This is a genomic window from Pantoea sp. GM_Pan_3 (assembly GCF_026541045.1).
In the GTDB taxonomy this organism is placed as follows: Bacteria; Pseudomonadota; Gammaproteobacteria; order Enterobacterales; family Enterobacteriaceae; genus Pantoea; species Pantoea anthophila.
Genome location: NZ_JALNVA010000001.1, coordinates 764,151 through 781,881, shown reverse-complemented (window position 1 = coordinate 781,881; position 17,731 = coordinate 764,151). Strand labels below are relative to the sequence as shown.

15 protein-coding genes are annotated in these 17,731 nt (G+C 56.5%); 6 read left to right on the top strand and 9 right to left on the bottom strand.

Annotation, left to right across the window (positions count from 1 at the left end; all coding sequences use genetic code 11):
- Positions 1 to 22 precede the first annotated feature (22 nt).
- From OXR04_RS03735 to pdeR, 4 genes are all read left to right on the top strand, one after another.
- Positions 23 to 1,957, top strand: a complete 1,935-nt coding sequence (locus OXR04_RS03735; protein WP_267369283.1) for an exoribonuclease II — start codon at positions 23 to 25, stop codon at positions 1,955 to 1,957.
- 199 nt (positions 1,958 to 2,156) lie between these two features.
- On the top strand, positions 2,157 to 4,226 hold the full coding sequence (locus OXR04_RS03730; protein WP_111207592.1) for a carbon starvation CstA family protein: 2,070 nt from the start codon (positions 2,157 to 2,159) through the stop codon (positions 4,224 to 4,226).
- The gene (locus tag OXR04_RS03725) at positions 4,219 to 4,509 is read left to right on the top strand and encodes a CstA-like transporter-associated (seleno)protein (RefSeq protein ID WP_046101904.1); all 291 of its coding nucleotides are present in this window, start codon (positions 4,219 to 4,221) and stop codon (positions 4,507 to 4,509) included. Before OXR04_RS03730 ends, OXR04_RS03725 begins: the two co-directional genes overlap by 8 nt.
- Positions 4,510 to 4,668: 159 nt before the next feature.
- On the top strand, positions 4,669 to 6,654 hold the full coding sequence (pdeR, locus tag OXR04_RS03720; RefSeq protein ID WP_046101905.1) for a cyclic di-GMP phosphodiesterase: 1,986 nt from the start codon (positions 4,669 to 4,671) through the stop codon (positions 6,652 to 6,654).
- A 12-nt stretch (positions 6,655 to 6,666) separates the two neighbouring features.
- Here the strand turns inward: pdeR and OXR04_RS03715 are convergent, their stop codons facing one another.
- Positions 6,667 to 7,533, bottom strand: a complete 867-nt coding sequence (locus tag OXR04_RS03715; RefSeq protein ID WP_009089985.1) for a crotonase/enoyl-CoA hydratase family protein — start codon at positions 7,531 to 7,533, stop codon at positions 6,667 to 6,669.
- Positions 7,534 to 7,889: 356 nt separating this feature from the next.
- Complete coding sequence (gene araD, locus OXR04_RS03710; RefSeq protein WP_267369282.1) at positions 7,890 to 8,588, bottom strand: L-ribulose-5-phosphate 4-epimerase; 699 nt, start codon at positions 8,586 to 8,588, stop codon at positions 7,890 to 7,892.
- 347 nt (positions 8,589 to 8,935) lie between these two features.
- Between araD and osmB the strand changes: the two genes are divergently transcribed.
- Positions 8,936 to 9,151 (top strand): osmotically-inducible lipoprotein OsmB, encoded by a 216-nt coding sequence (gene osmB / locus OXR04_RS03705; protein ID WP_003853848.1) that lies wholly within the window; start codon positions 8,936 to 8,938, stop codon positions 9,149 to 9,151.
- A 77-nt stretch (positions 9,152 to 9,228) separates the two neighbouring features.
- On the opposite strand, the gene yciH is transcribed toward osmB, so the two are convergent.
- The 5 genes from yciH to pgpB form a co-directional block, all read right to left on the bottom strand.
- Positions 9,229 to 9,552, bottom strand: coding sequence for a stress response translation initiation inhibitor YciH (gene yciH / locus OXR04_RS03700; protein WP_046101907.1), 324 nt, complete (start codon positions 9,550 to 9,552; stop codon positions 9,229 to 9,231).
- On the bottom strand, positions 9,552 to 10,271 hold the full coding sequence (pyrF, locus tag OXR04_RS03695; RefSeq protein WP_167336720.1) for an orotidine-5'-phosphate decarboxylase: 720 nt from the start codon (positions 10,269 to 10,271) through the stop codon (positions 9,552 to 9,554). The genes yciH and pyrF overlap by 1 nt, the downstream gene beginning before the upstream one ends.
- A 195-nt stretch (positions 10,272 to 10,466) precedes the next feature.
- Entirely contained in the window at positions 10,467 to 11,636 is a 1,170-nt protein-coding gene (gene lapB, locus OXR04_RS03690; RefSeq protein WP_267369281.1) for a lipopolysaccharide assembly protein LapB, read from the bottom strand.
- Positions 11,637 to 11,642: 6 nt separating this feature from the next.
- On the bottom strand, positions 11,643 to 11,951 hold the full coding sequence (locus tag OXR04_RS03685; protein WP_046101909.1) for a LapA family protein: 309 nt from the start codon (positions 11,949 to 11,951) through the stop codon (positions 11,643 to 11,645).
- 134 nt (positions 11,952 to 12,085) lie between these two features.
- Positions 12,086 to 12,844 (bottom strand): phosphatidylglycerophosphatase B, encoded by a 759-nt coding sequence (gene pgpB / locus OXR04_RS03680; RefSeq protein WP_267369280.1) that lies wholly within the window; start codon positions 12,842 to 12,844, stop codon positions 12,086 to 12,088.
- 226 nt (positions 12,845 to 13,070) lie between these two features.
- Between pgpB and ribA the strand changes: the two genes are divergently transcribed.
- Positions 13,071 to 13,664, top strand: a complete 594-nt coding sequence (gene ribA / locus OXR04_RS03675) for a GTP cyclohydrolase II (RefSeq protein WP_033783243.1) — start codon at positions 13,071 to 13,073, stop codon at positions 13,662 to 13,664.
- Positions 13,665 to 13,907: 243 nt separating this feature from the next.
- On the opposite strand, the gene acnA is transcribed toward ribA, so the two are convergent.
- Together acnA and OXR04_RS03665 are read right to left on the bottom strand one after the other, a co-directional pair.
- Positions 13,908 to 16,589: an aconitate hydratase AcnA gene (acnA, locus tag OXR04_RS03670; protein ID WP_009089971.1), complete on the bottom strand. Its 2,682-nt coding sequence runs from the start codon at positions 16,587 to 16,589 to the stop codon at positions 13,908 to 13,910.
- Positions 16,590 to 17,188: 599 nt separating this feature from the next.
- Positions 17,189 to 17,347, bottom strand: coding sequence for a YmiA family putative membrane protein (locus tag OXR04_RS03665; protein ID WP_009089968.1), 159 nt, complete (start codon positions 17,345 to 17,347; stop codon positions 17,189 to 17,191).
- Between the last annotated feature and the right edge of the window lie 384 nt (positions 17,348 to 17,731).

The following is a 17,731-nucleotide window of genomic DNA, read 5'->3' as shown; positions in this document are numbered from 1 at the left end:
CAGGCCACGAAACGTAAAAATTATGTTCCAGGATAACCCGCTGCTCGCGCAGCTGAAAGAGAAGCTCCATTCACAGACACCACGTGCAGAAGGCGTGGTAAAAGGCACCGAAAAAGGCTTCGGCTTTCTGGAAGTCGATGCGCAGAAAAGTTACTTCATTCCGCCTCCGCAGATGAAGAAAGTGATGCATGGCGATCGTATCGTCGCCGTGATCCACACCGATAAAGACCGCGAAAGTGCTGAACCGGAAACCCTGGTTGAGCCGTTCCTGAGCCGTTTTGTCGGCCGGGTACAGAAGAAAGACGATCGCCTGTCGATCGTGCCGGACCATCCCCTGCTGAAAGAGGCTATCCCGTGCCGCCCGGCGCGCGATGTCAGCCATGAGTTTGAGAATGGCGACTGGGCTGTCGCTGAAATGCGTCGTCATCCTCTGAAAGGCGACCGCGGTTTTTACGCCGAAATCACCGATTTTATCGTCAAAGCGGATGACCATCTGGCGCCGTGGTGGGTGACGCTGTCGCGTCACAACCTTGAGCGTGAAGCGCCGGATGTCAGCTTTGGCGAGATGATGGATGAGAATCTGACGCGCGAAGATCTGACCGCGCTCAATTTTGTCACCATCGACAGCGCCAGCACCCAGGATATGGATGATGCGCTTTATGTGGAAGCGCAGGCGGATGGCTCGCTCTCCCTGACCATCGCTATCGCCGACCCGACCGCTTATGTCGCGGAAGGCAGTCAGCTGGATAAGCTGGCAGCGAAGCGCGCCTTCACCAACTACCTGCCGGGCTTCAACATCCCGATGCTGCCGCGCGAACTCTCTGATGATGTCTGCTCGCTGCGTCCGAATGTCCGCCGTCCGGCGCTGGCCTGCCGCGTCACCGTGGCCGCCGATGGCAGCCTGGCGGATGATGTCACCTTCTTTGCGGCCTGGATCGAGTCCAAAGCCAAGCTGGCTTATGATGACGTTTCTGACTGGCTGGAAAACAGCGGCAGCTGGCAGCCGGAGAGTGACGCGATTGCAGAACAGATTCGTCTGCTGCATCGCCTCTGCCAGGCGCGCAGCGAGTGGCGTCAGACCCACGCGCTGGTGTTCAAAGATCGCCCTGACTATCGCTTCCTGCTGGGAGAAAAAGGTGAAGTGCTGGAGATCGTCGCGGAACCGCGTCGCATCGCTAACCGCATCGTTGAAGAGGCGATGATTCTGGCAAACATCTGTGCGGCGAAGGTGCTGCGTGACCGTCTCGGCTTTGGTATTTACAACGTCCATGCCGGTTTCGATGCCACCAATGCTGAACAGGCCGCCGCAGTGCTGGCGAATCACGGCATCATCGTGGATGCTCAGGCGATTACTACCCTGGAAGGCTTCCGCGTGCTGCGTCGTGAACTCGATGCCCAGCCGACGCCGTTCCTGGACAGCCGCATCCGTCGCTTCCAGACCTTTGCCGAGATCAGCACCGAGCCGGGCCCGCACTTCGGGCTGGGACTGGAGGCGTACGCCACCTGGACCTCACCCATCCGTAAGTTTGGCGACATGATCAACCATCGCCTCCTGAAAGCGATTATCCGTGGCGAGACGATCGCCCGTCCGGACGATGCCGTGACGGTCACGATGAGCGAGCGCCGTCGTCTGAACCGCATGGCCGAGCGTGATGTGGGTGACTGGCTCTACGCCCGTTATCTTGCGCCGTTTGCCGGCACCGATCGTCGCTTCAGCGCCGAGATCATCGACGTGTCACGCGGCGGTATGCGCGTTCGTCTGCTGGAGTATGGCGCGGTGGCCTTTATCCCTGCTCCGTTCATTCACGCGGTGCGTGATGAGATGGTCTGCAGCCAGGAGAATGGCAGCGTTCAGATTAAAGGCGAGGTGGTTTATCGCGTGACTGACGTGATTGATGTCACCATCGCCGAAGTCCGCATGGAAACCCGCAGCGTCGTGGCGCGTCCCGCCGTCTGAGTTCCAGCTGACTTATGCCATCCGGCGGGATAACTCCGGTTATCTCGCCCGCTCCCGCCCCCGTTCAGGTTGCAAACAGTTTATATTTGTACCCCGCTTCACACTTCTCCACTGATTAACTTTCACTTACATTCCATTACATTAAGTTTAACTCGTTGTTTTCGATCGCCTTCCTCTCGATCCCTACAAGGAGTTAGTCATGAAAAACGTCAAAACCAGCGCGATCTGGTTAGTGGTGGCGTTAATCGGCGCAGGCGCTTTTGCCATGCTGGCCCTCAGCCGCGGCGAACACGTCAACGCAGTCTGGCTGGTGATAGCCGCTGTCGCCTGTTACAGCATCGCGTATCGTTTCTACAGCCTGTTTATTGCCCGTAATATCTTCGAGCTGGACGACCGCCGGATGACCCCGGCCGAGCGGCTGAGCGACGGGCTGGATTATGTCCCGACCAATAAATGGGTGCTGTTCGGTCATCACTTTGCGGCGATTGCCGGTGCCGGCCCCCTGGTCGGGCCGATTCTGGCGGCGCAGATGGGCTTTCTGCCCGGTACTATCTGGATCCTTGTGGGGGTAATGCTGGCGGGCGCGGTTCAGGATTTCCTGATCCTGTTTATCTCAACCCGCCGGGATGGTCGTTCGCTGGGTGAGATGGCCCGTCAGGAGCTCGGCGCGTTTGCCGGTGTGGTGACCATGCTCGGCGCGCTGGGCGTGATGATCATTATCCTGTCGGCGCTGGCGCTGGTGGTGGTGAAGGCGCTGGCTAACAGCCCGTGGGGGCTGTTTACGATAGCCGCGACCATTCCTATCGCGCTGTTTATGGGTCTCTACATGCGCTTTATCCGTCCGGGTAAAATCGCGGAGGTATCGCTGATTGGCTTTGTGCTGATGATGGCGGCGATTATCTATGGCGGCGATGTGGCGCAACACCCCTACTGGGGCCCCTTCTTCACCCTGAAAGGCACCACGCTGACCTGGGTGCTGGTCATCTACGGCTTTATCGCCTCAGTGCTGCCGGTCTGGCTGCTGCTGGCACCGCGTGACTATCTCTCGACCTTTCTCAAAATCGGCGTGATTGTCGGCCTGGCGGTGGGCATTGTGTTTGCCATGCCGGAGATGAAAATGCCGGCGGTGACCCGCTTTATCGACGGCACTGGCCCGGTCTTCTCCGGGGCGATGTTCCCCTTCCTGTTTATCACCATCGCCTGCGGCGCGATCTCAGGCTTCCATGCGCTGGTGTCCAGCGGCACCACGCCTAAACTGGTGGAGCGCGAAAGCCATATCCGCTTTATTGGCTACGGCGCGATGCTGATGGAATCTTTTGTGGCCATTATGGCGCTGATCTGCGCCTCGGTGCTGGACCCCGGCGTCTACTTTGCCATGAACTCGCCTGCGGCGCTGATTGGTACCACCGTGGAGAGCGCCTCACAGGTGATTAACGGCTGGGGCTTTGTGGTGACGCCTGAAATGCTGAGCGGCATCGCCCGTGACGTGGGCGAAGGCTCGATTCTGTCGCGCGCCGGCGGAGCGCCAACCTTCGCCGTGGGGATGGCCCATATCATCACCGAGATCTTTAACAGCCGGGCGATGATGGCGTTCTGGTACCACTTCGCCATCCTGTTTGAAGCGCTGTTTATCCTGACTGCGGTCGATGCCGGCACCCGCGCCTGCCGTTTTATGGTGCAGGATCTCGTGGGCACCGTGGTGCCTTCCATGGCGAACAACCGTTCCTGGCTGGGCAATATGGCGGGCACCACCGTCGCCGTTGCGGGCTGGGGCTTCTTTGTTTATCAGGGCGTGGTAGATCCACTGGGCGGCATTAATACGCTCTGGCCACTGTTCGGTATCGGTAATCAGATGCTGGCGTCGATGGCATTGATCCTCGGCACCGTCGTGCTGTTCAAGATGAAAAAGCAGCGCTATGCCTGGGTCACCATCCTGCCCACCGTCTGGCTGTTTATCACCTCCATGACCGCAGGCTGGCAGAAAATCTTCCATGAGAAACCCGCTATCGGCTTCCTGGCGCAGGCCAGCAAGTTCCGCAAAGGCGTGGAGGACGGCGTGATTATCGCCCCGGCAAAAAGCGTGGCGGACATGCAGACCATTGTGTTCAGCAATCAGATCAACGCGGCGCTGTGTGCCTTTTTTATGCTGGTGGCCGTGACGATGCTGATCGCCGCGTTCTTTGTTATCCGCAAGGCGCTGCGCAGTGACACGCCAACCACCCATGAGTCATCGGTGGCGCTGCGTAACAAGGAGGTGCGCCATGTCTGATGCGATTCATCAGTTCCAGCGGCCGCAGGGGAAATGGCAGATTATCGGCTGTCATCCCCTTACCGCCTCTGCTCCTGTAGCGTTCAGCTGGCGCGGCTTCTGGCGCGGCCTGCAGCAGTGCTTTCGCTTAATGGTCGGGGTACAGGATTATCAAAAATATCTGCAGCATATGCGGCAGCATCATCCTGGCCAGCCGACGATGAACGAGCGCGATTTCCACCGTTACTGTCTGGATGCGCGCTTCCCGAGTCAGGCGGGAAAACTGGGGAAATGTCCCTGCTGATCATGGCTTAATGCCCCGCACCGCCGGGGCTTTTTTGTGCCATTCTTATCTGGATGGAAAAATATATTTGGTTTGCATCTTGTGCTGGCGTCAGATGATGAATACTGTTGCTAAAATAATGAGATAACGCCTGCAGAGCACTTCCCGGAGGAAGTTTCCATGACCGATGAACAAGGGCAAACCTTGTTGTACACCCTGTTTGGTACAACCAGCCCTCATTGGCGTCTGACCGCGGACAGCGATGCGCTACATTTTGCTGAAGATGAGTCGTCACAGACCAATATCGCCCTGCCGCTGACCCCCGGCCAGGCCGCGATGATTCGCGCGATGCCCGTCATCACGTCAAGCATTAACCTGACCATGACCTTACAAGGCATTGATGTGCCTATGCATTTTGTCGGGCGTAAAGTGAACCAGGCATCCTGGGCTGGCACCGCCTCCGCCTGGGGCGACACCTCGGCGGTTGCACGCGATTTAACGCTGGGACTCTCTTTCGCCGAACAGGTGGTTTCTGAAGCCAATTCGGTGATTGTCATCCTCGACCAGCGCGGCAATATTCAGCGTTTTAACCGCCTTAGTGAAGAATATACCGGCCTGAATGAGCATGAGGTGATTGGCCGCAACGTCTTCCAGCTCTTTATGACCAAACAGGAAGCGTCCCAGTCGCGCCGCAACATCGCGGGCTTCTTTCGCGACGGCAACTCCTATGAGGTCGAACGCTGGGTCAAAACCCGCAAAGGCCAGCGACTCTTTCTGTTTCGTAATAAGTTTGTTCACAGCGGCAGTGGCAAAAATGAAATTTTCCTCATCTGTTCCGGGACCGACATCACCGAGGAGCGTCGGGCTCAGGAACGGCTCCGGGTACTGGCTAACACCGATACGGTGACCGGTTTGCCTAATCGCAACGCCATCCATCAACAGATTAGCCTGGCGCTGGAGCGTTCCGAGGGAGATGAGACCGGTGTGGTTTACCTGGATCTCGATAACTTCAAGAAAGTGAATGACGCCTACGGCCATATGTTTGGCGACCAGCTCCTGCAGGCGGTGTCGCTGGCGATCCTGAGCTGTCTGGGCAAAGATCAGACGCTGGGCCGGCTGGGCGGTGACGAGTTTGTGGTGCTGGCCGAGCACACCAGCCAGGCCGCGCTGGAGGCGATGGCCTCACGCATTCTGGAGCGGCTGCGTCAGCCGTTCCGTATCGGCCTGATCGAAGTCTACAGCGGCTGCTCAATCGGCATCGCGTTCGCGCCGCTGCATGGCGAAGATCGTGAAAGCCTGATTCGTAATGCGGATACCGCGATGTATCACGCCAAAGAGAACGGTCGCGGCAAATTCTGCGTTTTTGCCGCCGAGATGAACCAGCGGGTTTTTGAATACCTCTGGCTGGACACCAATCTGCGCAAGGCGCTGGAACTCGACCACTTGCTGGTCTACTACCAGCCCAAAATCGACAGCGATGGCGAAGTCCGCAGTGCGGAAGCCCTGGTTCGCTGGAACTCACCGGAACGGGGCCTGGTCTCGCCGGCCGATTTCATTCCCTATGCCGAAGAGTCGGGACTGATTGTGCCGCTGGGCCGCTGGGTGATGCTCAACGTGCTGAAGCAGATCATTGCCTGGCGCCAGGAGGGCATTTTTCTGCGCGTCGCCGTGAACGTCTCAGCCCGCCAGCTGATCGATCAAAGCATCTACACCGACCTGAAACAGGCGCTGCATGAGGCGGGGCTTACCGACTGCCCCATCGACATCGAGCTGACTGAAAGCTGCCTGATTGAGAATGAGACCGAAGCGCTGAAGCTGATGAAGCAGTTTCAGGATCTGGGCGCGAAGATTCATCTTGATGACTTCGGCACCGGTTACTCCTCGCTGTCGCAGCTGGCCCGTGTGCCGATTAATGCCATCAAGCTCGATCAGAGCTTTATCCGCAATATTAGTACGCAGCCGGTTTCCCAGTCGCTGGTGCGCGCCATCGTCGCCGTTGCCAAAGCGCTCGATTTGCAGGTCATCGCGGAAGGCATTGAAACCCCGGATGAAGAGTCGTTTGTTCTCAAAAGTGGTGTGGATGGGCGTCAGGGTTACTACTACGCAAAACCAATGCCCGCGGAGCAATTTGGGCATTGGCTGGCTAAGCATCCTGCCCGCGTTTAACGCTAAGTCCGGTTATCCCGCTTTACGCAGTGATGCGCTGTGGCGGTTTTGTAACTGAACAAGGCGTTCCATGTAAGCAATGTCTTTAGGTTCGAGCGTAAAGGCGTAATCGACCCAATCCTCGGTGATATCCATCAACTCGGCGCGTGACAACTGCAGCACGCGCTGACGCGCTTTCAGCATCGCCCGCACGCCATTCAGCTTCGGCCGTAAAGTATCGATGAAGGTGCGGGTGGCACGGTAGCTGTCGCCCGGCTGGAAGACTTTGTCCACCAGACCGCGCGTTTCATACCACTCTGCGCTGTGGGACTCCCCTTCACAGATTAACTCCTCGGCCAGCTTCATGCCGGAACGACGGGCCACCAGCGAGTAACCGCCCATGCCTGGGAACAGGTTAAAGGCGATTTCCGGAAACCCCATCCGCGCATTGTTTTGCGCCAGAATGAAGTGATGCGCCAGCGCCGCTTCGAATCCACCGCCTAAGGCACTTCCCTCGATCATCGCCAGCGTTACCGCCCCCGTATCAAATCCGCGCGCCGCCGAGTGGATGCAGTCCACGCAGGCACGGGCATAGGCCCGCAGCGCCTCACGGCGGTTATTGCGAATGCACTCGACGAAGAAGCGCAGATCGCCACCGGCGTTGAACATCTGCGGCACCAGCGACCCGGTGACCCAGAAATCGATGGGCAGACCAGAACGCTGTGCGGCGTAGCTCAGATTCATGATCTCCTCAATCAGTTCATGGTTGAAACTCGGGCGCGGCTGCGCACGCAGCATCATCCACATCGTCCGACGCCCTTCTTCGTAATAGGCGACTAACTGCGTGGTGTTGCCGGCTTCGGTAAATAATCTGCAAGTGGGTTGGTTAATTACTGTCATTGTCTCATCCTCTGTTTATATTTGATGCGTTTAATACGCGACATCAGCGTAATGCAGAGTGAGGCCAGACCAAATGAGAGATTGATTTACAACACAAAATCCAGAGTGATCCCTGACAGGCTCGTCAGAAATAGATTAGGCACGTTACACATTGTCAGCATGCGGTCAGGCAGCACCAGGCCGATGCTTAACGCGCACTGAATAGATAAAGCGGACCGGCGTGCAGTCATCCGGCAGTCGTCTTAAAAAGGGGTGGCCGCAGGTTTCGGCTGTTGAAAAGTCAGAAAAAAGCAGAACAGAGAACGTGCCACCCTGCGTAAAGCGGATAAAAAAAGGACGCCGAAGCGTCCTGATGATTATTTCTGCCCGTACCAGGCATTTTCGCCGTGCTTTCGCAGGTAGTGAAGGTCAAGCAGCGGTTGCTGGATGGGCGGCAGGTTTGCCGTCAGCTGCTGGCTGAATAAGCCCATGTAGGCCACCTCCTCCAGCACGACGGCGCTGTGGACAGCCGCGTGGGCATCCTTCCCCCAGGCAAACGGGCCATGTGAGTTGATCAGCACCGCCGGAATCGCGGAGGGAGACAGGCCACGCTGCGCAAAGGTTTCGATAATCACCTCTCCGGTGTTCCACTCATAATCGTGCTGAATCTCTTCGCTGCGCATGGAGCGGGTACAGGGGATCTCTCCGTAGAAATCATCGGCATGGGTGGTTCCCCAGGCGGGAATCGGTCGTCCTGCCTGCGCCCAGATTGTCGCATGCCGGGAATGGGTATGGACGATGCCCCCCACCTCCGGCCAGGCGAGATAGAGCGCCCGGTGCGTCGCGGTGTCCGATGAGGGACGCTTGTCTCCCTCCACCACCTCACCCGTCGTGAGATCGACCACGACCATGTCGTCGCGCTTCATGACCTCGTAGCGCACGCCGGAGGGTTTAATCACCAGCAGGCCCTGTTCACGGTCGATCGCGCTGACATTGCCCCAGGTGAAGGTCACCAGGTTGTATTTGGGTAGATCCAGATTCGCTTCCAGAACCTGTTGTTTAAGGTGTTCCAGCATGCCTCTTCTCCTGCTGACAATCGTCCCTGAATTTTGCGGAGTTGGCCGCCAAAGGGTTATGGAGCGATTAGCTATAAACGCAGAAGGAATGGCTGTGAATGCAAAAATGTGCCGTGATTTAAGAATTTTCTATCTTCGGAATTTCCGCAGAACGATTAAAATTCTCTCCGGCAATGCATGGACCTGTTGGGACAGCATGGCTACTCATCCGCTACAAACGGTTTGTCCATGGTGATCACATTTCGATGCCGTCACGGACGCGGCAATGATGCGGCACAAGCGGGCTGGGTCAATATCGGAGCTATACTAAGAGTGTTGCCTCTGTGAGCACATCAAAGGAGAAGTGTATGACAACAACAATGAAACGAATCACTGCCGTTGTACTGGCGACCACCTTAGCCGTCGCACTGAGCGGCTGCTCTAACTGGTCCAAACGTGACCGTAACACCGCGATTGGCGCGGGTGCGGGCGCAATTGGGGGTTCAGTTCTGACCAATGGTAGCGCACTCGGAACAGTCGGCGGCGCCGCTGTGGGTGGTATTATCGGTCATCAGGTCCACTAAGGACCTTATTAAAACTATAATCGGCTACGCTAAGCATCTGCGTTACAATCGGGCTACGTCTGTAGCCCGATTTTTTATCAGCCGCCCGCCAGTTTCACCTTCATGCCTTTGGCTTCCAGCAGACTTTTCAGCAGATCGCGTTTATCGCCCTGAATCTCGATCACGCCTTCTTTGACGGATCCGCCACAGCCGCACTTCTTTTTCAGCTCCGCCGCCAGCAGTGCCAGTGCCGCATCATCCAGGTCAATCCCGCTAATCAGGCAGACCCCTTTGCCTTTACGGCCGCTGGTCTGACGCTGGATGCGCACAATACCATCCCCTTTGGGGCGTTCCGCCTTCGGCTGCGACTGGGTAATTCGGCCGCTGTCGGTTGAGTAAACCAGTGGATTATCATTGGCCATTAGCGTATCTCCAGAGAGTGCAGAATTGCCTGCAGCGCGGCAGCCGGATCGGCCGCCTGGGTAATCGGACGACCAATAACCATATAGTCCACGCCTGCCTGCTTCGCCTGCTGAGGCGTCATGATGCGGCGCTGATCGCCTGCCTCACTGCCTGCCGGACGAATCCCCGGCGTGACCAGCGCGAAGTCGTTGCCCATCACCTCTTTAAAGCGAACGGCTTCCTGCGCAGAGCAGACGACGCCATCCAGCCCGCAGGCGTGAGTCAGTTTTGCCAGTCGCTCCGCCTGTTCAGCCGGCGAGAGCGTGATGCCCAGCCCGTTCAGATCGTCGGCATCCATGCTGGTCAGTACGGTGACCGCAATCAGCAAGGGGGCATCGTTGCCATAAGGAACCAGCGCTTCACGCGCCGCATTCATCATCCGCGCCCCGCCGCTGGCGTGGACGTTGACCATCCAGACACCGAGATCGGCCGCGGCCGCCACAGCATGCGCGGTAGTGTTAGGAATATCGTGAAATTTCAGGTCGAGGAAGATCTCAAAGCCGCGCTGCTGCAGGGTTCTGACCAGCGACGGGCCAAACAGCGTAAACATCTCTTTGCCCACCTTCAGGCGGCAACTGCGGGGGTCGATCTGGTCGACAAAACGCAATGCGCTGTCGAGGTCATGATAATCCAGCGCTACCAGAATCGGCGAGGCGGTCACGTGGTGGGGTGAAGGCATGGCATTTCCTCTGCAGTAGGCACCCGCAGGCGCAATAGACAAACGGCAAGCATTCTACCTGCGGCTCCGGAGCATCACAATCGCCGTGCCCCTCTGCCAGGCAATAAATGCACGGCTGCCTCTCCCGGTGCCAGCTCACTTTATAGTATGTTGTAACTACAATGCGCTGATAAACACCGGACAGCGTCGGCCGGATTACTGGCCGTCGAGTCCCCGGATAGGCTTAACGGAAGACCAGGTGCGGCACGATGGGCAGTGCCAGTAGAGCGCATGAGCGGTAAAACCACACTTCTGGCAGCGATAGCGCGGCTTGGTGCGAATCTGTTCACCCACCATGTCACGCAGCACCATCAGGCTCTCTTTGGCCCGGCCATCTTCGGCTTCAAGCAGGTTGAGATCCATCAGACGATGGAACACCCGCATGGTGGGATGACGCTGCAACTGACGACTGATGTAGTTCTGGGCCGCCTCTGAACCCTGCTGCTGCTCAACAATATCAGAGAGATAGAGCTCCGCTGCCGCACCGGTGTTCTCATCGACGCAGCGCTGCAAAAACGCCGCCCAGGCCTCGGGCTGGTTGAGTCGCTGGTAGCAGGTTTCCAGCATCGCCAGTGTTTCACTGACCAGCTCTTTATCCTGATCCAGCACCCGCTGCAGATGCCCCACCGCACGGGCGAAATCCTCTTTTTCCATCAGGATACGGCCCATCATGATGGAGATGCGGGCGCTGTTGCGATCGGCCGCCTCCCCTTTCTTCAGCAGGCTTATGGCACGATCCAGGTCGTCGCTGCTCATCGCCTGCAACGCCAGTTCACAGTAGAAGTGAGCAATTTCGCCTTTCTGTTTCTCTTTGCCGAGCTTAACCAGCCGCTCTGCCACTTCAATCGCCTGCTGCCAGTCGCTGGTGGCCTGATGGATTAACAGCAGCTGCTGTAACGCCCCCACCCGAAAGTCGGTTTCATCGGTGAGCTGTTTAAACATATCTTCGGCGCGGTCATACAGGCCTGCTGCCATGTAGTCCCGGCCCAGTTGCTGCACGGCAAGCAGGCGCTGCTCGTAGCTCAGAGAGGCACTTTCCATTAAAGCCTGATGGATTCGGATGGCGCGGTCTACTTCGCCACGCGACCGGAACAGATTGCCCAGTGTGAGGTGTGCTTCTACGGTGCCGCTGTCCTCTTTCAGCATATCCAGAAAGAGGTCGACCGCTTTGTCCTGCTGGTTAGAAAGCAGGAAGTTTACGCCAGCAACATATTCACGCGAGAGTCTGTTGGCTTCCTGTTGCTTATTCTGATGCGCGCTGCGGCGGCCCATATACCAGCCATACGCAGCCGCAACCGGCAGTAACAGAAACAGCAATTCATGCATCGGGGATTATTCCCGGCCGGCCGGAGAGGATGGCGTGGTCGCCAGCGCGGTGCTCTGTTCAATCTGTGTCTGCATACGCCTGATTTTACGGTTGGCATTCGCCAGTGCGACGCGGGTACGTAACCAGAACAGGCCGCAGATGACCCAGCCGAGGACAAACCCTGCGCCAAACAGTGATGCCAGTAAGGTCGAGATGCTGAACTCACCCTGCGCCAGCAGATAGTTAAAAGTAATGACCTGGTCGTTATGCGCGCCTAAGGTGACGGAAACAATGAAAATGACCAGTACCACTAAAAAAATCAGCAAATATTTCACAGTGCGTCCTGTTGTGAGGTTGTCAGGTAGAATTATGCCAAAACTACAGCAAAAATGCTGCTCCCAGCAGCATTGGCCGAGTCGCTTTTGCGCAAGACCGATCAATAATATGGGGTCTTCGCGGGGAATTACAATCAGGGCTCCCGCTGTGCCACCTCTTTTTGCTCTTCAGGTGGCAGCGTGAGCGGGCCGCAGACGCGCTGGGCCAGCCAGGTCGCCAGGGTCACCAGTATCCAGGAGATCACGGTGGCCATCGCCAGATCGCGAGGCCAGTGCATGCCCAGCAGCATCCGGCTCGCCATGACGCCCGTGGCCCAGATGAAGATCACCACCACGGTTTTATAGTGACGGCGCGGCCACAGCAGCCCTAAAGCCAGTAGCGCCCAGCTGGCCGCAAACATCGTATGGCCTGACGGAAAGGCAAAACCGGTTTCAAAAGCCCAGTGCCGTTTCAGCCAGCCGGGTATCTGCGTCTCATCGGCGATCAGCGACGTTACCATCTCACCACGCTGTTTGCGCTTCAGTTCATAAAAGGTTTTTTCATCCAGTCCGTGATGCTGTTCCAGCCAGATGACATAGGGACGCGGCTCCTGGATCTGCTCTTTGATGAAAGATTTGGTGTATTGCCCCGCCAGGATAGTGGCATTCATGATCAGCAGCAGCAGGATCGCCGGCTTCAGGCGAAAGCGCAGGCACCAGAGCATCCAGGCGCTCAGCAGCACGCTGGTGACAATGCCCCACGGGCTGGTGACCGTTTCGGTCATGAAGAACAGCGTTTTCAGCAGGGCGTTGCTTTCGCCGGGTTGCCAGCGCCAGCCGCTAAGCCAGACGGTAACGGGCATGATCAGCAGCAGCAGCATTCCCAGGGTGGTACGGCGCGAAATCTTAAACATCTCTTCCCTTATCCCGGTGTCAGGTCACAAAGCATGCATAACTTTAGCTTAAAAAAGAATAACATACCTGTTGCAGATTGGATAATTGTGCTTTATCAATGCAATTGGTATGAGAGATTACCAGCCCGACTCAGGGTTGTGGCACAATATTGCACGTTTGTCAGGCCACACTGGCCTGTGCACTATCATGATGATAGTGCATCCTCTGAAGGTTCTGGAGAGTCACATGCAGCTTAAACGGGTGGCAGAAGCCAAACTGCCCACGCCATGGGGAGATTTCCTGATGGTTGGTTTTGAAGAACTGGCAACCGGACATGACCATGTTGCCCTGGTCTTTGGCGATATTAACGATAATGAGCCGGTACTGGCGCGCGTTCACTCTGAATGCCTGACCGGCGACGCACTCTTTAGCCTGCGTTGCGACTGTGGGTTTCAGCTGGAAGCCGCCCTTAACGCCATCGCAGAAGAGGGTCGCGGCGTCCTGCTCTATCATCGTCAGGAAGGCCGTAATATCGGTCTGCTGAATAAGATCCGCGCCTATGCGCTGCAGGATAAAGGTTACGATACTGTCGAGGCGAACCATCAGCTTGGCTTTGCCGCTGATGAGCGCGACTTTACCCTGTGTGCCGACATGTTCAAACTGCTGGGCGTGAATGAAGTGCGCCTGTTGACCAACAACCCACGCAAAGTGGAGATCCTCAGCGAAGCCGGGATCAATATCGTGGAGCGTGTGCCGCTGGTTGTGGGCCGTAACCCGAAAAATGCGCACTATCTCGACACCAAAGCCGAGAAGATGGGACATCTGCTGCCAAAGTCGTAAGGACTGAGTGCGCTGACGAAGCCACATCCGGGCGAGCCTGACCGCCATGGCTAACGTAAAGCGCAGGGAAGACGGTCAGAAGAGGAAAGCGTCCCGCGCCAGGGACGGCGCGGGCCGAGCGGCCATGGATGGCTTAAGCGACTTTCCGATCTGACCGTCTTCCCTGTGCAGCTCCGGTCTTACAGCAGACTGGAAATTGCTCTTCAGCAAATTAAAGCCGGGTTTCCCCGGCTTTTTTGTCACTCAGTTCAGCATGTTGCGGATCACATAGTGCAGGATGCCGTCGTTGCGGTAATAGGTCAGCTCATTACCGGTGTCGATGCGACAGCGGGTATCCAGCTCTTCCTTGCTGCCATCGGCGCGGGTCAGTGTCACTTTAACGCTGCAGCCTGGCGTCAGGGCCTGCAGATTTTCCACGTCGATGCGCTCTTCGCCCGTCAGTCCCAGGCTTTTGCGGGTCACGCCCTGCGGGAACTCCAATGGCAGGATGCCCATACCAATCAGGTTTGAACGGTGAATACGTTCAAACGATTCAGCAATGACGACCCTGACCCCCTGCAGACGCGGCCCTTTTGCCGCCCAGTCGCGGCTTGAACCGGAGCCATACTCTTTGCCGGCGATCACGGCCAGCGGGACACCGTCCGCCTGATACTTCATCGCCGCATCATAGATGGCCAGCTGTTCGCCACTCGGATAGTGTCGGGTATAACCGCCCTCCACACCCGGCACCATCTCGTTGCGGATACGGATATTGGCAAAGGTACCGCGCATCATTACCTCATGATTACCGCGCCGCGAACCATAGGAGTTAAAGTCGGTGCGCTCCACGCCGTGAGAGAGCAGATAGCGTCCGGCCGGACTCTCCGCTTTGATGCTGCCCGCTGGCGAGATATGGTCAGTGGTAACGGAATCACCCAGCACGGCAAGGATCCGCGCGCCGCGGATATCCTGCACCGGCTTCGGCTCTTTCTCCATATCATCAAAGAAAGGCGAAAGCCGGATATAGGTTGACCCTTCGTCCCAGTCGTAAGTCGCCGCCTCACTGACTTTGATCTGTTGCCACTCCGGCGTGCCGTCGAAGACTTCAGCGTACTCTTTATGGAACATATCGCTGGTGACCTGCTGCACCGCCGTGGCAATTTCTTCCGGGGTCGGCCAGATATCTTTCAGGTAGACCGGCTGGCCCTGCTGATCCTTGCCCAGCGGTTCCGTCTGCAGGTTGATCTTCATATTACCCGCCAGTGCATACGCCACCACCAGCGGCGGTGACGCCAGCCAGTTGGTTTTGATCAGCGGATGAATGCGGCCTTCAAAGTTGCGGTTACCGGAGAGGACAGCCCCGACGGTAAGATCGCCCGCTTTGATAGCGGACTCGATTTCATCTTTCAGCGGCCCGGAGTTACCAATACAGGTGGTGCAGCCATAGCCGACCAGGTTGAAGCCCAGCTTATCCAGCCACGGGGTCAGCTGTGCCACGGCCAGATAGTCTGACACCACTTTAGAACCGGGAGCCAGAGAAGCTTTGACCCATGGCTGACGTTTCAGGCCGCGCTCAACCGCTTTCTTCGCAAGTAAACCGGCCGCCATCAGCACGCTGGGGTTGGAGGTGTTGGTACAGGAGGTGATTGCACTGATTACCACGGCACCGTCTGAGAGGGTATGTGTCAGCCCGGTATCACTGTCGGTATAGGTGACATTTTTATGGGGTTTCTGCGCCTGGTTGACTTCAAGCTCGTTGCTGGCGTCAAACGCGGCAGGCACATCCCCCAGCGACACCCGATCCTGCGGACGTTTGGGTCCGGCGAGGCTGGACTCTACGTCGTTCATATCCAGCGCCAGAGAACTGGTAAAGCGCGGCTCATCCCCGGCATGACGCCACAGGCCCTGCGCTTTGGCATAGGCCTCCACCAGCGCAACCTGCTCAGCATCACGCCCCGTCAGCGTCATATAGCTCAGGGTGACATCATCCACCGGGAAGAATCCGCAGGTGGCGCCATACTCGGGTGCCATATTGGCAATGGTGGCGCGGTCAGCCAGGGGCAGATCGGCCAGGCCATCGCCATAGAACTCAACAAATTTGCCGACCACACCGTGCTTACGCAGCATCTGGGTCACGGTCAGGACCAGGTCGGTTGCCGTGATGCCGGCACGCAGTTTGCCGGTCAGCTTAAAGCCAACCACATCCGGGATCAGCATAGAAACCGGCTGACCGAGCATGGCCGCTTCGGCCTCTATCCCCCCTACTCCCCATCCCAGCACGCCCAGCGCGTTGATCATGGTGGTGTGGGAGTCCGTACCGACCAGCGTATCGGGCCAGGCATACTCTTCACCGTTCAGGGTCTCATGCCAGATTGCCTTGCCGAGATACTCCAGGTTCACCTGGTGACAGATACCGGTGCCCGGCGGCACGACGCGGAATTTATCGAACGCTTTTTGCCCCCAGCGGAGAAAGACGTAGCGTTCATGGTTGCGCTCCATCTCCAGCCGGACGTTCTCTTCAAACGCATCATCATCGCCAAAATGGTCAACCGTCACGGAGTGGTCAATCACCAGATCGACCGGCGACAAGGGGTTCACCTTCGCGACGTCGCCGCCCAACCGGTTCACCGCTTCGCGCATGGCGGCCAGGTCAACGACGGCCGGCACGCCGGTAAAATCCTGCATTAGAACACGGGCTGGCCGGTAGGCAATTTCGCGATCGGCATGCGCCTCTTTTTGCCAGTCAACCAGCGCCTGGATATCCTCCGCGGTGACGGAGTCGCCATCCTGCCAGCGCAGCAGGTTTTCCAGCAGAACTTTGAGCGATTTCGGCAGGTTATCGATATTGCCGAGGTGTTGAGCAGCGCGGGGAAGACTGAAGATATGATATTTTTTGCTGTCGACCTGCAGTATTTCCTGACTCTGCTCGCGTAGGGTAGACGACATAGCTCCTCCTTTCATTCATGGTCTTTAAACCTTAGAGAGACAAAGGTTTATGTTAAAGATAGTCCACAAATTCGTTAACGTTTTGATTACAACACAAATTGCTACAATCGCCCATAAACGAAAATGCCCCGTGAAAATCACGAGGCATCATAAAAAGGGGAGGTAATTCAGATTAAAGCGTTATCCACACCGCCGCAGACCAGAACGCAAAGGAGAACGCATACGCGCTAAGCCAGGACATTTTAATCATATTCATTTGGTTCACTCCTTCGCCGGAATCGGGCGTAAAAGTTTTTGCGGTCACCTTACTCTGGCGACACCCTTGGGTCGTACTGGATGTGGAAAGGGGCATTTATAAAAGCCCGCCGGAATGTCCGGTAATAAAAGAGCGGTGACTAAAGAGAGTCAGACAACGTTATTTAGTTTCAGGCTGCAGAAACGACTCAATAAAAAGCCGCTGGTTATCACTCAAATCCCATGACTCGGGGATAGACACTTTTTCGTCCTTTGCAAGCGGCTCTTTCGCTTTGCAGCTGACCGGCTTGGTCTGACGCGCCGTCAGAGAACGTTTATGGCTGAGTGTGTTTGCCCACATGGCTTTAGCCCCAGATACGCCAAATCATTAACGCGACAACCACCCAGAACAGCGCAGAGGCAGCGAATACGGTTAACCAGGCTTTGCGACGGGTGTTACCAGTACGCTCAACCTTGGTGCTTTTTACCGGGAAACCCGGTTCTACAGTCAGTCGTGTATTCATAGTTTCTGATAATCACTCTCAACAAAATGATTGATAACAACGATTAAGATTTAGGAGGAATCCTAAACGCGTTAAGGCCAAAAATCCAGTTATTTTTATTGAGTAAAACGATTAACGGTATTAATCAATAGTCTTAAATAACGCCAGAAATCATTAACAGCGGAACCACTCTTTAATTAAATGAAGCACTAATCAATTTGAGTTAATTCCATTTCAGATCCATTTAAAACTAAAGAGCAAACCCCAGAGCCTGATGTTTACTGGCTTCCAACATAGGCGGTTAACTGGAGTATGGGAATAATCCTGGCATGTCGCAAAGTGACATAGTTAAAAATGTGTTGTGATTCGCATTTAAGAAAGCCGAACCGGAAAACATGTGATCAA

Excerpts from the sequence above, each read along its gene's own strand:
- lapB (WP_267369281.1), bottom strand. The coding sequence starts at position 11,636 with ATGCATGAATTGCTGTTTCTGTTACTGCCGGTTGCGGCTGCGTATGGC.
- acnA (WP_009089971.1), bottom strand. The coding sequence starts at position 16,589 with ATGTCGTCTACCCTACGCGAGCAGAGTCAGGAAATACTGCAGGTCGAC.
- pyrF (WP_167336720.1), bottom strand. The coding sequence starts at position 10,271 with ATGCCTTCACCCCACCACGTGACCGCCTCGCCGATTCTGGTAGCGCTG.
- OXR04_RS03730 (WP_111207592.1), top strand. The coding sequence starts at position 2,157 with ATGAAAAACGTCAAAACCAGCGCGATCTGGTTAGTGGTGGCGTTAATC.
- pgpB (WP_267369280.1), bottom strand. The coding sequence starts at position 12,844 with ATGTTTAAGATTTCGCGCCGTACCACCCTGGGAATGCTGCTGCTGCTG.
- OXR04_RS03665 (WP_009089968.1), bottom strand. The coding sequence starts at position 17,347 with ATGAATACACGACTGACTGTAGAACCGGGTTTCCCGGTAAAAAGCACC.
- yciH (WP_046101907.1), bottom strand. The coding sequence starts at position 9,552 with ATGGCCAATGATAATCCACTGGTTTACTCAACCGACAGCGGCCGAATT.
- osmB (WP_003853848.1), top strand. The coding sequence starts at position 8,936 with ATGACAACAACAATGAAACGAATCACTGCCGTTGTACTGGCGACCACC.
- pdeR (WP_046101905.1), top strand. The coding sequence starts at position 4,669 with ATGACCGATGAACAAGGGCAAACCTTGTTGTACACCCTGTTTGGTACA.
- OXR04_RS03725 (WP_046101904.1), top strand. The coding sequence starts at position 4,219 with ATGTCTGATGCGATTCATCAGTTCCAGCGGCCGCAGGGGAAATGGCAG.
- OXR04_RS03735 (WP_267369283.1), top strand. The coding sequence starts at position 23 with ATGTTCCAGGATAACCCGCTGCTCGCGCAGCTGAAAGAGAAGCTCCAT.
- OXR04_RS03715 (WP_009089985.1), bottom strand. The coding sequence starts at position 7,533 with ATGACAGTAATTAACCAACCCACTTGCAGATTATTTACCGAAGCCGGC.
- ribA (WP_033783243.1), top strand. The coding sequence starts at position 13,071 with ATGCAGCTTAAACGGGTGGCAGAAGCCAAACTGCCCACGCCATGGGGA.
- araD (WP_267369282.1), bottom strand. The coding sequence starts at position 8,588 with ATGCTGGAACACCTTAAACAACAGGTTCTGGAAGCGAATCTGGATCTA.